Consider the following 16,846-nt stretch of genomic DNA (forward strand, 5'->3'; position numbering starts at 1 on the left):
TACACTACCTTTTTTAATAGGAACTGAAAAGTTCTCCTTATAAAATGATTGATTCATTAATAAAATTCAGCATTAGAAATAAACTGATAATAGGTTTGTTTGTGGCAGGATTAATTGCCTGGGGAAGTGTTTCTCTTTCTCAGCTGACGGTTGATGCTTTGCCGGACATTACCTCAAATCAGGTTCAGGTGATTACTCAATCCCCGGCTCTGGCAGCTACGGAAGTAGAAAAATTTATTACCTATCCTCTTGAAATAAGCCTTAGAACAATTCCTAATGTGAAAGAAATCCGATCTTTTTCCAGAATGGGTCTTTCTGTAATTACAGTGGTTTTTGAAGATAAGGTTGCCACAGAGGTAACAAGACAACAGGTCGCAGAAAAACTTAAAGCGGCCGAATCCTCCCTTTTACCTGGAACAGGAATTCCGGAAATGGCTCCGATAACTACCGGTTTAGGGGAATTTTATCAATATACCTTACAGGTTGATCCAAAATATAAGGAAAAATATTCCCTGATGGATTTGCGGACGATTCAGGATTGGATTGTCAAAAGACAATTGTTGGGAGTAAAGGGTGTTGTCGAGGTGAGTTCTTACGGAGGAAAATTGAAGCAATATGAGGTTGCAATTGATCCTGAAAGACTTCGGGCAATGAACCTTAGTATTGCGGAGGTTTTCGATGCCCTGCAAATGAATAATTCCAATTCGGGGGGAAGCTATATTGAAAAGGGCACAAATGCTTATTTTATTCGCTCAGATGGAATGGTTGAAAACCTTGATGACATTGGAAATATAGTTGTAACAAACCGAAAGGGCTTTCCGGTTCTTATTCGGGATGTTGCGAAAGTTCAGTTTGGTCATGCTGTTCGTTATGGTGCAATGACCAGAAACGGGGAAGGGGAAGTTGTTGGTGGTATTGTTCTGCTGCTGAAGGGAGAAAGTGCAGAAAAAGTAGTAAAATCCGTAAAAACCAGAATTCAGGAGATACAGAAATCCTTACCGGAAGGCATTACAATTAATGCTTTTATAGACAGAAGTAATTTAATTGATAAAGCAATCGGAACGGTTACAAAGAATATGATGGAGGGAGGATTGATCGTGATTTTTATTCTGGTACTCTTATTAGGAAACCTTAGAGCAGGATTAATTGTCGCTTCAGTGATACCATTATGTCTGTTGTTTTCTTTTGCAATGATGAATTTGTTCGGGGTTTCAGCAAATTTAATGAGTCTGGGAGCAATAGATTTCGGTCTGATTGTGGATGGAGCAGTGATCATTATTGAGTCGGTTATTCACCATTTGATTTTCAGAGCAAAGGTTTTTGAAAAAAATGGTAATAAAACACAGCTTTTCAGGCTTACGCAAGACGAAATGAATGATGAAGTGTATCAGTCCGCTGTATCAATCCGTAAATCTGCGGCATTCGGTGAAATTATTATTTTGATTGTTTATTTGCCAATATTGGCTTTGACAGGCATAGAGGGGAAAATGTTCAGGCCAATGGCTCAAACGGTAGGTTTCGCTATTTTAGGAGCTTTAATCTTATCCCTTACCTATGTCCCTATGATGGCCTCCTTATTTTTAAGTAAGAAGATTTCCACCAAACAGACTCTGGCCGATAGGATTATAGATTTTTTGTATGGATTTTATGAACCAATTATCAAAAAAGCATTAGCGGCGAGGAAAATTGTAATTTTTGCGGCTGTTTTACTTTTATTAGTGAGCCTTTTTGTTTTTGGAAGGCTTGGAGGAGAATTTATTCCGCAATTGAATGAAGGGGACTTCGCTGTTGAAACGATACTTCATTCCAATGCTTCTTTAACTCAAAGCATTAATGTAAATAATAAGGCACAGAAAATAATATTAGAAAAATTCCCGGATGAGGTAAAGCAGATTGTTTCCAGAATCGGCTCTTCTGAGATACCTACAGATCCGATGGGGATAAATTCCTGCGATTTAATCATTATTCTGAACGAGCCTGAGAAGTGGACAAAGGCTAAAACGATCGAAGAACTTTCAGAAAAAATGGATAAAACGCTGGAAGCTTTGCCGGGAGTAAATTTTGAATTTACCCAACCTATTCAAATGAGGTTTAATGAATTAATTGCCGGAGTTAAATCTGATATTGCCATTAAAATTTTCGGAGAGGATTTAAATATTCTTTTCAAAAAGGCTAATGAGTGTGCAAGATATATTGAAAAGATTCAAGGCGTTGGAAATATCAAGGTTCAGCAGTTGAATGGAGTGCCTCAGATGGTTATTAATTACGACAGACCCAAGATTGCCCAATATGGTTTAAAAATTAATGACTTAAACAGATTAATAAAAGTAGCGTTTGCCGGAGAAGCTACCGGAATCGTTTTTGAAGGGGAAAAGAGGTTTGATATGGTGGTAAGGCTCGACTCTTCTTATCGTCAGGATATTCAGAATATCAGGGATTTATACGTGGATTTGCCAAATGGAGGAAAGGTTCCTTTTGAGGAATTGGCGGATATAGATTATCAGAATGCCCCTTCTGAAATAGCAAGAGATAATGCTCGCCGTAGAATAACAATTGGGATCAATGTCAGAAACCGTGATGTGGAAAGTCTTGTTAATGAAATACAGCAGACGCTCAATGAAAAGGTTAGATTACCTTCTGGTTATAACATTACTTATGGCGGGGCATTCGAAAATCTCCAGGCAGCTAAAAGTCGCTTATCAATTGCGGTACCTGTAGCACTTTTGCTGATTTTTATCTTGTTGTTTTTCACATTCCAGTCTTTTATAGAAGCTTTAATGGTTTTTGTGGCAATTCCTCTCTCCGCCATCGGAGGCATTTTTGCGCTTTGGATCAGGGGAATGCCATTCTCTGTTTCTGCCGGAATCGGATTTATTGCTTTGTTTGGTGTTGCTGTGTTGAATGGAATCGTTCTGATCGCTTATTTCAATCAGTTAGAAAAGGAGGGATTGGAACAAATTAAGGAAAGAATTATTCAGGGTGTTAAAGTCCGGTTCAGACCTGTAATTATGACTGCTTCAGTAGCATCTCTGGGCTTTTTACCAATGGCTTTAAGTACGTCTCCGGGCGCAGAAGTACAAAGGCCGCTGGCAACAGTGGTAATCGGAGGACTTCTGACAGCAACGGTTCTTACTTTGGTTGTATTACCGGTTGTTTATAGTTTGGTAAGGCAAAAAGCTCGGTTTAAAGGAGGAAAAACGGCGGTAGTATTATTGATATGCTGCCTGACGTCAATCGGATTAAAAGCTCAGTCGCCTGATGGGTCAAAGCAAGTACTTCCGGTTTTGAGTTTACAAATGTGCATCGATAAAGCTGACTTACAGAACCGGAATATTGCTTTGTCAAAACTAGAAATTTCAGGTAATGAAGTCTTGGTTAAAACGGCAAGAGAATTACCCAAAACGAATGTTGACTTACAATATGGGCGGACTCAGACCTATCTGAACAATGATGCAACCATGAGTTTTTCACAGTCCTTTTTATTGCCATCTGTTTACCGGGCTCATGAGAATTTATTGAAAAGTAATGTAATAACTTCAGAAAAGCGGTTGGATTTTACCAGAAATCAGATAATCGGGACGGTAAAGGGATATTATTTTCAGATTCTGAATAACACCCTCCATTTAAAATTGCTTTCAGAGGAAGATAGCTTGTTTCAGACAGCGTTTAACGCAGCGGCTGTCAGATATAAAACCGGAGAGACTAATCTGCTGGAAAAGGTATCAGCTGAGGCCCGCTTAAAAGAAATTCGTAACAGGATACAGATTGTTAATGCTGAGGAGGCAGAATTTTATCAGAATCTGAAGTTTCTGCTGAATTATGAACAGAGCTTTGTGATCGATAAGAACCTTTCGGGAAAAAAAGCATTAGAACTTTCTGAATTGAATATACAAAAGAATCCCTTTTTAGCAATTCTCAGACAACAGATAGAAGTAAGTCATTTGCAAACCAGTTTTGAAAAAGAGAAGCTTAAACCTGATCTGAGAATCGGACTAACCACCCAAAGTATCGAGCGTAATTATAATCAAAACTTTGTTCAGGGTGGGTTGAGCATTCCTGTTTTTGCGAAAGCCCAGAAAGCAAGGATAAAAGCATATGGAATCAATGAAGAAATTTCAAAAGGGAATTTGCAGGTTGCTGAAAATCAGATTCAGACAGAATTGAATAATTTAAAGCTTCAGTATCAAAAACTCCAAAAATCCTTGGATTATTATGAAAACTCAGCACTACCTCAGGCTGATCTCATTCTTAAAACGGCCCTTAAAAGTTTTAAAGAAGGAGAAATAGAATATTTTGAATTTGCTCAAAGTACCACCCAGGCCTGGCAGATTAAGGAGGCTTATCTTGTAGAATTGCAGAACTATAATCAGATCGTCATCAATATTGAAACTTTAATCGGAAATGAATAAATCAGTCATTAAATATATTTTGGGAATAAGTTGTGTTTACATGACGGTTACAGGATGTTCCTCTCCCAAGGCAGACGATGCCAAAACGCAGCAAAAGAAGGAAGCTGAGAATAATACAATAACGCTGACACAAACGCAGATCAGGAATGCAGGAATCGAAACGGGGAATCCTGACCAGACAAATCTTTCAGAGGTTATAAAGGCCAATGGAGTAGTAGATGTTCCTCCTATGAATCTTGCCTCTGTAAGCGTTCCTATTAGCGGATATGTGAAAAGTACGACCATGCTCCCCGGGTCTCCGGTTAGACAAGGAGAAGTTTTAGCTAATATTTATAGCATGGATTATATTCAGATGCAGCAGGATTATCTTCAGGCAATAAGCAGGTTGAAATTCCTTACACAGGAACTTGATCGTCAGACCGTATTGAATCAGGAAGATGTTGGTGCCAGGAAGAAGTTACAACAGGCGGAATCCGAAGTTTCTTCTGTTCAGGCTCAGACAAAGGCACTACAGATTAAATTGCAGCTGCTGGGATGTAACATAGACAACCTCAGGAAAAATAATATATCCTCTACGATTAACGTTGTTTCTCCGATCAGCGGTTATGTAAAGCTATCCACTCTTTCCATCGGGAAAAATGTTATGCCGACGGATGTTCTTTTTGAGATAGTTGGTACAGCACATAAGCATCTTGAAGTAAAAGTCTTTGAAAAGGACATTACTAAAATTAGAAAAGGACAAAAAGTTTTATTGATTAATCCGGTTATCTCATCACAACCAGTCTGGGGAGAAATTATTCTAGTTGGAAAAACAGTAGAGCCGGAAACAAAGTCTATCAACTTGCACGTGCATATTCTGGACGAGGAAATGGAGGCAAGACTTACGGTTGGACAGTTTGTCAATGTTAAAATATTATGCGGCACGAGAACAGCCCTGACATTACCGGAAGATGCAGTTGTCAGACAGGGAACAGATGGTCAGATCTTTATTGAGGAGAAAGCCAATACCTTTAAGCCCGTTCTTGTAAAATTGGGAGAAACGGAAAAGGGAAATATTGAAATCATAAGCAATGAAAAGCTTGAAAGTGTAAAAATTGTTAGAAAAGGGGCATCAATTATTGAAGCCATGCACTCCGGAGAAGAAAATTAAAAACCCCAAAAGTGGCCATACGTAAAAATTTGGCCACTTTTATTTTCGCGAATATTTTTTTGAAAAAATATATGTCATTACATATATGTATATACACATATTTTATATACCTTTGTCATGTTCTTATTCAACAGTCAAAAATTGATTGTATTAATCTCGTAATTATTTCAAAAAAATTAAATAATAAAGTCATGGCAACTTCAACCTGGGCATTAGATACCCATCATTCCGAAATTCAATTTAAAGTAAGACATTTAGTAATTACTACAGTTACAGGCAGTTTCAATGTATTCAGTGGTTCAGTAGAAGCAGGGGATGATTTTGAAAATGCTAAAATTTCATTTGAGGCAGATGTAAACTCAATTAATACAAATAATGCTGATCGCGATGGTCATCTGAAAAGCCCGGATTTCTTTGACGCTGCTCAATTCCCGACTTTAACTTTTGTATCATCTTCATTTATAAAAGAAGATGAAGACGAGTTTGTATTAGTTGGAGATTTGACGCTTAAAGGCCTTACTAAATCAGTAAAATTCGAAGTTTCCTACGGAGGAACTGCAGTTGATCCCTGGGGCAATGTTAAAGCAGGGTTTGAATTAAAAGGTAAAATATCACGTCAGGAATTTGGCCTTACATGGAATGCTCTCACTGAAGCAGGAGGGGCGGTCGTAAGCGATGAGATTAAATTGGTAGCAAATATTCAATTAGTAAAACAGGCATAGTTTTTCAGATAGAATAGGTAAAAAGCGAATAGGAAGGCTATCTTTCCCAATTCGCTTTTGCGCTTTAATATCAGGAATGTTGCCAAAGCAGGTATAAAAAAAGAATTACCCAAAGGACATCAACAAAATGCCAGTAAAATATTATAAGATTGATTTTAAGTTGATTGGGAGGATTGACAGAATAAACAAAAGACTCTACATATGACATTCTTTTGAGGGCTTCAATAAAGATTTGTACCAGAAAAAAAATCCCGATTACGATGTGTAAAATATGTAACCCTGAAAGTAAATAAATAAAACCACCGGAGTTTTTTCTGGCAGGGTTATCTGACAGGCTATAAATCTCCTGCCATCCCCATAATTGCATAAAAATGAATGAAATTCCTAGAATCAGAGTCAGGCCCATCAAAATTCTGTAGGTAATAAAATGGTCTTTCCTGAAATTGATATTGGCAATATGAAGAGTAAAGCTACTGATAATTATAATAATAGTACTGGCATAAAAGACTTCAGGAAGAGGTAATTCTTCAAAGCCTTGCGCACTGATATTTTTTCTGGCAGAATATACAATCAGCAGAAAAAGAAAAACCAACCCACTGCCGAACATTGCAAGGGTGAGCATAAATTGAAAAGGTTCCCTTCGTCTCATCATTTCCACAACGATTATCTCTTATTTCCATGCATATAAAAATCCTGTTTTAGCCGAATTATTCGGAATAAGGAGGATATCTTGCTGATTTTGGCAAATCATCAGAAATAAGAAAACAGGATAGTATCCTCTTCAAACCTATTGCTCCGGATCGGAGAACATTTCACTTCGAAATACCCGCTTTACTTACTTTATCTTCAAAGAAAGCCTTGCCATACAGCGTAATTATCAAACATATTTCTTAAGTCAACTTCTTTTTCGAAAATTCCATAAATAGTGGAACCAGATCCGGTCATAGAAGCAAAACTTGCGCCTGATTCATACAAAGACTCTTTAATTGTTCCTAAAATCGGAAATCTGGGAAAAAGATTCTGTTCAAAATCATTATGAACCAGATTTTTCCATTCTTGTATTGGTAATTTTAATGTTTCCTTTAGGTCTGATGCAGAAGCTTTAGGTTTTATACCTGAATATGCTTCAATAGTAGAAATATGGATATTCGGGTTTATGAGAACAATATACTCTCCAGTTAAGTTAACGTCAATTTCTGAGAATTCATCCCCTTTTCCAAAGCAAAATTGGGGGCGATTCTGGATAAAAAAAGCACAATCACTACCAAGTTTACGGGCATAATTTTCCATTACCTCAAGACTTAGGCCTAACTCAAACAGATAATTTAAGGTTTTTATCGTAAAGGCACCATCAGAAGATCCTCCACCCATTCCTGCACCAATTGGTACAACTTTATGGAGATGAACAGAAACGGGAGGAATGTCAAAGTCCTTTTTTAGTAATTCGTAAGCTTTTAAACAAAGGTTGCCTGAAGGCTCTCCGGGGATATCAATTCCTGTACTTTTGAACGATAATTTATCAGAAGGTAAGATTTCCAAAACGTCTGACCAGCCTATCGGATAAAAACATGATTCGATATTATGAAAACCGTCAGCACGCTTTTCAGTAATAAAAAGTCCGATGTTTATTTTAGCATTAGGAAAATAAACCATTTATTAATCGATTTTGAAATTGAGATAGATTTTATTTGTTTCACAGATTCTATGGTAATCTGGCCAATTTTAGAAATGTAATGTGTATTGTTGCAAAGATTATCCTGATTAATCTTCGAGGATATTTCCCATAAAAGAGGTTTTAGTAAGAAAAGCCAGTAAAAGAAATACAATAGACCATCTGAGGTATGTATGGTAAAAGTCCTGAATGTCTTTATATTGAGAACTTTTTATTCTGACTTTTTCAAGGCGGTTAATCTGTTTAAAAATAGATGAAAGAGATTTAGCATCAGTTGCTCTGAAAAATTGCCCTTCACTGGTTTGAGCAATTGCTCTTAAAGTTCCTTCATCTACGGCTTCTTCCGGGTTTGAGTTGCTGCCTACAGCTATAGTATAAACTTTAATGCCAAATGCTTTTGCTAATTGTGCCGAAGTAACAGGATCCAGATTCCCGGCTGTATTATCTCCGTCACTCAAAAGAATAGCCACTTTTGTTTTGGAACTAGTTTCTCTCATCCGGTTAATGCACATTCCCAAAGCATTTCCAATAGCAGTGCCGGAAGTTTTAATCAGATTAGAATTAATGTCATCAATATATTCAAATAGCATCTGATAATCTGTAGTAAGCGGGCAAAGAGAAAAGGGTTCTCCTGCGAAAATTACCATGCCGATTCTATCCTGAAAACGCCCTTTGATAAAGTCTTTGGCTACTTTTTTAGCAACAGCCAGCCTGTTTGGAGGAATATCTTTACTGTCCATTGAAGCCGAAATATCCATCGCAAGCATAATGTCAATCCCTTCTGAACTTCTTTCAGTCTGAGTATTTATTTTCTGCGGTCTTGCTAATGAGACAAGAACCAATGCAATGGAAAGAGACAAAAATATCGCCGGAATAAAACGAAGATAACTGGTCCAGCTGGATTGCAAATCGCTGGTAAGAAAAGCAACATTAAGTCTTTGACCCCTTCCGCTTCTGAACCATCCTCTTAAAATGTATAAGAAAGGTACAGCAGGGATAAAATACAGATAAATAGGATGGTACCACTCAAAATTTACGAGTGTTTTATAAGTAAACCAATGTGTCGAAAACCATTCTTGCATGTAAAATCTGATAATTTAGGAGGGCTTTTGCTAACCAAAGATAAGACCTGAATCCTGGTAATCAGGTAAATTTTATAAAAAGCTAAGTCAAAGACTTGTTTACAAGATCCCAGCGATGATCTTCATAAAGGCTGGTTGCCATGTCCTGAAGTACTTCAAGAGAAGTGCTCGTTCTGGTTGAAAACACGCCCCCGTAAATAGTAGCGTCTATTTCCCTAAGAGCATCAGGAAGTCTCTTGTCTTTAAGATTGTCTAAGATTTCCTTGGTTGTAAATGTTGTAAAAGGCTTGCTTTCAAGCCGTTCAATGTATTTTTTCCAGAGAACAACCGCTTTTTCCACATTGTCAAGTTTGCTGTTTTTGTCGTCAACGGATTTTACAAGTCTCAGATATAGTTTTAGAAATTCATCGTAGCGTCTTTTAAAACGATAAAGTTTTAGCTGTCGCCGGATAGGTTTTCCGAAAAGCCAGAAAATAATGCCTGAAAGAAAGGCCAGTCCAACAAAAATCAGAAAGATCAGAGGATAATTTGGCTGAGGTTCAAGGGCGATAATTTTGGTGTCTTTTTTCAAATCCAGGGAGGAAAGCTGTGTATTGGATTTGATCATTTCCCTTAAAAAAACAGAATCTACCGGAGAAAATACTGCTGTACAATCCTGTTTATTTCTTATAAAAATCGGCAGAGTAAGCTTTTGTGTTTTTTCAACATCAAAAGAAACCAATGTATAAATAAGAGAATCCAGACTTCCGGACTGGTCTGTTGAAGTAGTAAAATACTCGCGGTTAACCAATTCGAAAGGAGAGAAGTTGTAAGTGCTATCCGGGAAAAAAATGTCAATAGAAGGTTTATGCTTAAAACTTAAAGCAAAACGAACCGGACTTCCTAATTGTATGCTATCTGATAAGAATTTTCCCCTCGGGGTTTGTGAATAGCCTGAAGAGAGCACTAAAGTAATAAGCAGACTAAGAATTAGACTTTTGAGAATGAAATGTTTATATATGAAATCTGGGAAAGGTATCGTTGACCACTTATGAATTGTAATATGCTTCATTTTCTGACTTTAAACAATTTGATAAGTTTTGGCACATAATCCTCCGAAGCATCAATTGCCAGGTAATTTGCTCTGTTTTCTTTACAAAGCTGCTCAAGCCGTTTGGAATTATTGCTAAAAACACCTTTCATTTTATCCCTGAATCTATTGGAAGAGGTATTAATCCAGATTGTTCGTCTGCTTTCCTTGTCATAAATAGGAATAATTCCTAACCGTGGTAAATTAGTTTCTCTCTGATCGTACAAATGGATAACTACCAAATCGTGTTTTCTGGCCAATGCTTTTAAATTGTCTTCATAACCTGTGTCTATAAAATCGGAAATTAAAATGACCAGGCTCTTTCTTTTCAGCACATCCAGGGTAAAAAGTATTGATTTCGCCAGGTTTGTTCCAAATGATTCCGGTTTTAACTTAAACAGCTCTAAAATAGTCCTGTAACCTTCTTTTATCGTATTGGCCGGCTTGATATACTTTTCTTTTTTATCGGAAAAACAGAATAAACCAACATGACTGGCCTCTTTAATGGCAGAAAGGGCTAAAACTCCACAAATTTCCTTAGTAGTGTCCAGCTTGGAGCGATCAGATCGGCCAACCTCCTGCGAAGCGCTGACATCAACCATGAAAAACACGGTTTGCTCTTTCTCTTCTTTAAAGATTTTTACAAAAGTTCCATGACCTTTTGCGGAGGTATTCCAGTCAATTAGCCTGACATCGTCGCCATACTGGTATTGTCTTAAATCACTAAACTCCAGACCAGAACCTTTAAATACGGAGTTAAAATTACCTCTCATTTGCGACTGCACAGCTTTACGAATTTTGATTTCGTATTTGTAAAGCTTCGCTAAAAACTCATTTGGCTGCATATCGATAAATAAGAAATAATCAGTTTAGTATTTTAAGAGCAACGGATTAATTTGTTAAATCTTATTAATTCTTTAGCTCAGAAACAGAATTGTTTTAAAACTACCCAAAATCCCCGTAATTTTGAAATGTGAAACAGATAATTCTTCTTTTAAGCGTCCTGGTATTGGCTTGCGGATCTTCCGAAAAGCCCGAGAATTTATTGCCGGAAGAGAAAATGGTAGATATCCTGACAGAGGTTCATCTGGCAGAATCTAAAATAAGTAACATGCATTTGGGGGGATATGATTCTTCGATGGTGATTTATAATTACCTGGAAAAGAAAATATTAAAGAAATATGCCACAGATACAGGTGCATATCATGCCAGTTATCATTACTATGTTAAAGAAACAGAGAAATACGCTGAAATTTATAAACAAGTTCAGGAACGTCTTGAAAAAGCTCAGAAAACAGCAATAAAAAAGCAGAAGGACAAAGAGCGACTGGATTCCATTGCAAAAAAGAAAGCCCTCAATAAAGTAATTCCGGCTAAATTAAAACAATCTTCTCCTGATACGATTAAGAAATCAAAAGTTTTGGTAAAAAGTCATTGACAGAATCCTGAATAACGCCTTTTGTTTTACGTTCAAAATTCTTCCGGTCATATGAAAATTCTAATAGCAGATCAGATCAGAGCACTGGATAATTATACCATTGAGGAAGAACCTGTCCCTTCCATAGATTTAATGGAAAGAGCTTCAAAGGCATTTGTAAGATGGTATACAGAACGGTTTAATCAATCAGGAAAAGTACTGATTTTTGCAGGGTTAGGTAATAATGGAGGTGATGGATTAGCGATTGCAAGACTACTGGATAACCTTGGTTATGAAGTAGAAGTGAACATTATTAATTATTCTGATAAAAGGTCGGAGGATTTTGAAGAAAACCTCCATCGTTTGGAGAAAATGTTGATGGTGAACTGGATCTGCGATGAGGAGGATATTGAAAATGCCTTAAAGAACGGCATAATTATAGATGCGATTCTTGGTACAGGAGTTAACCGACCACTTAATGGTATTATCAAAGAAACGATCCTTAGGCTGAATCGATCAAATTCAACAAAAATTTCTGTAGATATTGCAACTGGGCTTTATACAGATTCCCCAGTAGAACCCGATGCTGTTATTTTTAAGCCAGACTTTACTGTAACATTTCAGCTTCCAAAATTAGCGATGCTTCTTCCCGAAAATGAGAACTTTGTAGGGAATTGGTACAAAGCTGATATTGGGCTTCACGTGGAATTTATTGAGAATTGCGCTACTGATTATTTTTATACGGATAAAATTCAACCAAAAATTCGCAGTAACTTTTCTCATAAAGGTACATTTGGACATGCTTTATTGATTGCCGGAAGCTACGGTTCAATCGGAGCCGCAATTTTAGCATCAAAAGCCTGCTTACGTTCGGGTGTTGGGTTACTCACTGCTCTTGTACCTGAATGTGGCTACGAGATTATGCAGGTTTCTGTTCCGGAGGCGATGTGTAAAACAGATGTCAGTAAGCATACGATTTCTACCTTGCCAAAAGATTTAACAGTTTATAATGCTGTAGGAATAGGTTGTGGGCTTGGAAAAGCCCTTGAAACGGTCATATTTCTTGAAAACATACTGAAGTCTTTTCATGAAATAAATCCTAAAAAAGGCCTTGTATTAGATGCTGATGCATTGAATATTCTTTCAGAAAATAAAAAATTACTTGATCTTTTACCTCCCGGGTCAGTCCTGACCCCTCATCCGAAAGAGTTTCAGAGACTTGCCGGGGGCTGGGCCAATGATTTTGAAAGATTAAAACTGTTGAGGCAATTTGCTATTAAATATAAAGTGATTGTTGTATTGAAAGGGAGACACTCTGCAGTAGCACTTCCGAATGGATCAGTTCATTTTAATTCAACAGGTAATGCAGGAATGGCTACCGGAGGGAGTGGAGATGTACTGACAGGAATAATCACCGGGCTTCTCGCTCAAGGTTATCCCCCGGAAGAAGCTGCTATTTCCGGTGTTTTTAAACATGGCGAGGCAGGTGATTTTGCTGCCCAAAAATCCGGTCAAATGGCTATGATTGCCGGAGATATTATTGAAAATCTGCGTTGGTAATAAAGATTTTGATAAAAATGACTCCTTAGAATCAGATATAACAAGCGGATTTTAAGGAGTCACAATGTTTTATGCATATTTTATAGAATGCACAAATGATTTAATATCCTTCTCTAAATTAGTACTTTCATTGAGTACTTTAATAAAGGCACTTCCAATAATTGCTCCCTGAGCATTAGATGAGGCTTTCTTGAATGATTCATGATTAGAGATACCAAATCCGATCAATCTGGGGTTTTTCAGATTCATAGCATTCACTTTAGCAAAGTAAGCTTCCTGTTCTTCGGAGATCCCGGTTTTTGCACCTGTAGTACTTGCTGAGGAAACCATATAAATAAATCCATTTGAAATATTATCAATATGATTGATTCTGACATCACTGGTCTGAGGAGTAATCAGAAAAGTATTGAGCAGGTTATATTGCTCAAATATTGATTTATATTCTTCTTCGTAGACGTCTACAGGTAAATCTGGTAAAATAAGACCATCCACTCCAACTTCCTGACATTTTTTGCAAAAAGCTTCTATGCCGTATTGTAGTACCGGATTGATATAACCCATTAATAAAATAGGAACATTTACGGTTTTTCGAATATCCTTAAGCTGTTCGAAAAGCAATTTTACAGACATCCCGTTATCCAGTGCTTTTTGATTGGAAAGTTGAATGGTTTCACCGTCAGCAACAGGATCGGAATAGGGCATTCCAATTTCGATTAAATCAGCGCCACCTTCGTCTAAAGCCGTGAGAATCTTAACGGTATCATTAAGATCAGGAAATCCGGCTGTAAAATAGACGTTTAGTATATCTTGTTTTTTATTTTGAAAAAGCTGTGTAATACGATTCATGACTGGTTGTAAATAAGTTTTGAAAACAATAAATGTCTAAAATTCAGGACAGGTTATCAGAATAGAAGAGGTACTATACCACAAACTTCTGATAGGTAGCAAGGTCCTTATCACCTCTTCCTGAAAGATTTACCACTACAGTTTCATTTTCTCCGGCGTTTAATTTGCTTAATACAGCTAAAGCATGAGCGGACTCAAGTGCGGGAATAATTCCTTCAAGCTTACATAACTCCATTGCTGCTTCAATGGCTTCATTATCTGTTATGCCATAGAAAATAGCTCTTTTGGTATCAAATAAATGAGCATGCATCGGGCCAATACCCGGATAATCTAAACCTGCTGAAATAGAATAAGGCTCAATTACCTGACCATCTTCTGTCTGCATTGAAATACTTTTGCTGCCGTGTAAAACACCTGGTTTTCCAAGAAAAGTAGTAGCAGCCGAATGGCCGGAATCAATTCCATGACCTGCAGCTTCCGCAGCAACCAGTCTGGTTTCAAGATCATCCAGAAAATGATAAAAAGCACCAGCTGCATTAGAACCGCCACCTACACAGGCAATTACATAATCAGGATTAGACTTTCCGGTTTTTTCCATCAGTTGAGATTTAATTTCTTTGGAAATTACCGATTGAAATCTAGCTACCATATCAGGATAAGGGTGAGGACCCACTACTGATCCGATGATATAATGGGTATCTACCGGATTATTAATCCAATGACGCATTGCTTCATTGGTAGCATCTTTCAGGGTTTTAGAACCACTTTTAGCCGGTACGACCGTCGCACCAAGCATTTTCATTCTTGCTACGTTTGGTGCCTGACGGGCTATGTCAATTTCACCCATATAAACGATACATTCAAGCCCCATTAAAGCACAAACAGTAGCTGTAGCAACACCATGCTGCCCTGCACCGGTTTCTGCAACAATTCTATGTTTTCCTAATCGTTTGGCAACAAGGATTTGTCCGATTGTATTGTTGACTTTATGCGCACCGGTATGGCATAAATCTTCTCTTTTCAGATAGATATTGGTTTTGTACTTTTCTGATAACCGACTTGCCAGATATAAAGGTGTTGGCCTGCCTACATAATCCTTTAATAACGCCTGAAATTCTTCCTGAAAGGAAGGCTCAGACATAATATTCAAGTAATTGGTTCTTAGTTCTTCAACATTTGGAAATAACATTTCTGGAATAAATGCACCGCCAAATTGTCCGTAATAGCCTTTCTCGTTTACGTTGTAGGTTTGTATTTCTTGCATATCAATTTGTTATCAGGGTTTAAGAGGCCTGATAAATTACTTTATAGAATGAATATTCAAGGGTGTTTTCGAAGCTGTATTATGCTGTAAAAACTTCCTCAGGTTTTACAATTTTGATCAGTTCCTGAATCTTTTCAATGTCTTTTAAGCCAGGTTCTGTCTCAAATTTACTGTTTACATCAAGGGCATGGATGCGAAGAGATGGCATTTCCATTGCCAGATGGGCGTTTGCCAGGTCGATGCCCCCTGCCAGGAAAAAAGGTTTTTCATTGTCATATTTATTAAGAATAGACCAGTCAAATGTAAGTCCTGTTCCACCTATGGATTCACCTTTTGTATCGAAAAGAAAGAAATCACAATAAGGCTTATAATTATGTAACTTGCTAAAGTTAAAAGAAGCATCAACAGAAAATGCTTTAATAATATTTACGCCTTTGAATTGCAGATTGCGACAGAAATCGGGCAATTCTTCTCCATGTAACTGGACAAAATCCAAAGCGTATTTTTTGACTTTTTCTAAGATATATGCTGGAGTTGAATTTACAAAAACACCTACTTTCTTCGTTCTCTTAGGAAAGGATTTCAACAATTCCTCATCCAGTTCTTCCCCCACAAAACGTTTCGATTTTTCGTAAAAAATGAAACCCATGTAATCCGGATTAATCTCAAGTAACTCTTTGATGTTCTCTGAGTCACGCATGCCACATACTTTTACTCTCATGTGCTGTTCGGGTTAATGATTATTTTCGCAAAGGTACTGAAAATCAATGGATTTTTAATGATTGACATTCATTGCGATTTTCAGCCTGTCGTGCAGCTTTGCGACTATAAATCCTGTATAAATTCTTTTAATGCCTGCCCCGGATCTGCGGTTTTCATAAATGTTTCCCCAATGAGAAAACCTTTGTAACCAACCGATTTTAGGAGTTTGATTGTCTCTGGCTGAGAAATGCAACTTTCAGAAATTTTAATGATTCCTGATGGAATTTTGTCAGCTAATTCCAACGAAGCATTTACGTTTTGTTCGGCGAAGTTTTTCAGATTACGGTTATTTACGCCAACCACATCTATATATGAACAAAGACTTCGGTTTAATTCTTCCTCATCGTGCACCTCGAGCAGCGTTTCCATTCCTAATTCTTTCACCAATCTGCCTAATTCCTGAATTCTTTGCGGGGTTAAATTGGCAGCGATTAACAAAATCACGTCTGCTCCCAAAGATTTTGCCTCAATAATCTGGTATTCATCAATCATGAAATCCTTGCGGAGCATCGGTATTCCGGGATTTGTTCTTCTTGCTTTCAGAAAATCCTCATCACTTCCTCCAAAGAAATCGCTATCGGTCAGAACAGATAAACAGGAAGCTCCGGCTTTTACATAACCGGCGGTCACCTCTTCAACAGTCACATTTGCATTTATTATTCCTTTAGAAGGAGATTTGCGTTTAAACTCAGAAATGATCCCGGTGGAAGCCGGATTGAGTAGACTTGTTTTAAGAGAGTTCGTTGCCTTGGCAAAAAAACTGCTTTTTTCCAATAAACTGATAGGAACCTGCATTTTACGGGTTTCTACTTCTTTAGTTTTATTGGCTATTATTTTATCTAAAATTGTCATTATGATAAAGAAAAAAGAAATAAATGAACTGACGAGGGTTT

General features: G+C 37.4%; 14 protein-coding genes. 5 read left to right on the plus strand and 9 right to left on the minus strand.

Annotated elements, in window-relative coordinates:
* Nucleotides 1-44: 44 nt before the first annotated feature.
* From BM179_RS05980 to BM179_RS05990, 3 genes are all read left to right on the plus strand, one after another.
* A complete protein-coding gene (locus tag BM179_RS05980) occupies nt 45-4,409 on the plus strand; it encodes a CusA/CzcA family heavy metal efflux RND transporter (protein ID WP_092013776.1) in 4,365 nt (1,454 codons plus the stop codon).
* On the plus strand, nt 4,402-5,559 hold the full coding sequence (locus BM179_RS05985) for an efflux RND transporter periplasmic adaptor subunit (protein ID WP_092013778.1): 1,158 nt from the start codon (nt 4,402-4,404) through the stop codon (nt 5,557-5,559). Before BM179_RS05980 ends, BM179_RS05985 begins: the two co-directional genes overlap by 8 nt.
* Before the next feature lie 191 nt (nt 5,560-5,750).
* The gene (locus tag BM179_RS05990; protein ID WP_092013781.1) at nt 5,751-6,281 is read left to right on the plus strand and encodes a YceI family protein; all 531 of its coding nucleotides are present in this window, start codon (nt 5,751-5,753) and stop codon (nt 6,279-6,281) included.
* A gap of 70 nt (nt 6,282-6,351) precedes the next feature.
* Here the strand turns inward: BM179_RS05990 and BM179_RS05995 are convergent, their stop codons facing one another.
* From BM179_RS05995 to BM179_RS06015, 5 genes are all read right to left on the minus strand, one after another.
* On the minus strand, nt 6,352-6,903 hold the full coding sequence (locus BM179_RS05995; RefSeq protein WP_092013784.1) for a cytochrome c oxidase subunit 3: 552 nt from the start codon (nt 6,901-6,903) through the stop codon (nt 6,352-6,354).
* Nucleotides 6,904-7,127: 224 nt separating this feature from the next.
* The gene (gene ispE / locus BM179_RS06000; RefSeq protein ID WP_092013787.1) at nt 7,128-7,934 is read right to left on the minus strand and encodes a 4-(cytidine 5'-diphospho)-2-C-methyl-D-erythritol kinase; all 807 of its coding nucleotides are present in this window, start codon (nt 7,932-7,934) and stop codon (nt 7,128-7,130) included.
* Between the two features lie 108 nt (nt 7,935-8,042).
* Nucleotides 8,043-9,035 (minus strand): vWA domain-containing protein, encoded by a 993-nt coding sequence (locus BM179_RS06005; protein ID WP_092013790.1) that lies wholly within the window; start codon nt 9,033-9,035, stop codon nt 8,043-8,045.
* Nucleotides 9,036-9,117: 82 nt separating this feature from the next.
* Nucleotides 9,118-10,086 (minus strand): hypothetical protein, encoded by a 969-nt coding sequence (locus BM179_RS06010; RefSeq protein ID WP_092013793.1) that lies wholly within the window; start codon nt 10,084-10,086, stop codon nt 9,118-9,120.
* Nucleotides 10,083-10,949: a DUF58 domain-containing protein gene (locus BM179_RS06015; RefSeq protein WP_092013795.1), complete on the minus strand. Its 867-nt coding sequence runs from the start codon at nt 10,947-10,949 to the stop codon at nt 10,083-10,085. Before BM179_RS06015 ends, BM179_RS06010 begins: the two co-directional genes overlap by 4 nt.
* Nucleotides 10,950-11,077: 128 nt before the next feature.
* On the opposite strand from BM179_RS06015, the gene BM179_RS06020 reads away from it, so the two are divergent.
* Together BM179_RS06020 and BM179_RS06025 are read left to right on the plus strand one after the other, a co-directional pair.
* Nucleotides 11,078-11,542, plus strand: a complete 465-nt coding sequence (locus BM179_RS06020) for a DUF4296 domain-containing protein (protein ID WP_092013798.1) — start codon at nt 11,078-11,080, stop codon at nt 11,540-11,542.
* A gap of 51 nt (nt 11,543-11,593) precedes the next feature.
* Nucleotides 11,594-13,081, plus strand: coding sequence for an NAD(P)H-hydrate dehydratase (locus BM179_RS06025; RefSeq protein WP_092013801.1), 1,488 nt, complete (start codon nt 11,594-11,596; stop codon nt 13,079-13,081).
* 69 nt (nt 13,082-13,150) lie between these two features.
* On the opposite strand, the gene trpA is transcribed toward BM179_RS06025, so the two are convergent.
* From trpA to trpC, 4 genes are all read right to left on the minus strand, one after another.
* Nucleotides 13,151-13,927, minus strand: coding sequence for a tryptophan synthase subunit alpha (trpA, locus tag BM179_RS06030; RefSeq protein WP_092013804.1), 777 nt, complete (start codon nt 13,925-13,927; stop codon nt 13,151-13,153).
* 73 nt (nt 13,928-14,000) lie between these two features.
* The gene (gene trpB / locus BM179_RS06035; RefSeq protein WP_092013807.1) at nt 14,001-15,191 is read right to left on the minus strand and encodes a tryptophan synthase subunit beta; all 1,191 of its coding nucleotides are present in this window, start codon (nt 15,189-15,191) and stop codon (nt 14,001-14,003) included.
* Nucleotides 15,192-15,270: 79 nt separating this feature from the next.
* On the minus strand, nt 15,271-15,912 hold the full coding sequence (locus BM179_RS06040; RefSeq protein WP_092013810.1) for a phosphoribosylanthranilate isomerase: 642 nt from the start codon (nt 15,910-15,912) through the stop codon (nt 15,271-15,273).
* A 104-nt stretch (nt 15,913-16,016) separates the two neighbouring features.
* On the minus strand, nt 16,017-16,805 hold the full coding sequence (gene trpC / locus BM179_RS06045; RefSeq protein WP_092013813.1) for an indole-3-glycerol phosphate synthase TrpC: 789 nt from the start codon (nt 16,803-16,805) through the stop codon (nt 16,017-16,019).
* Nucleotides 16,806-16,846 lie beyond the last annotated feature (41 nt).

It is taken from the genome of Pseudarcicella hirudinis, assembly GCF_900115665.1.
GTDB lineage: Bacteria > Bacteroidota > Bacteroidia > Cytophagales > Spirosomataceae > Pseudarcicella > Pseudarcicella hirudinis.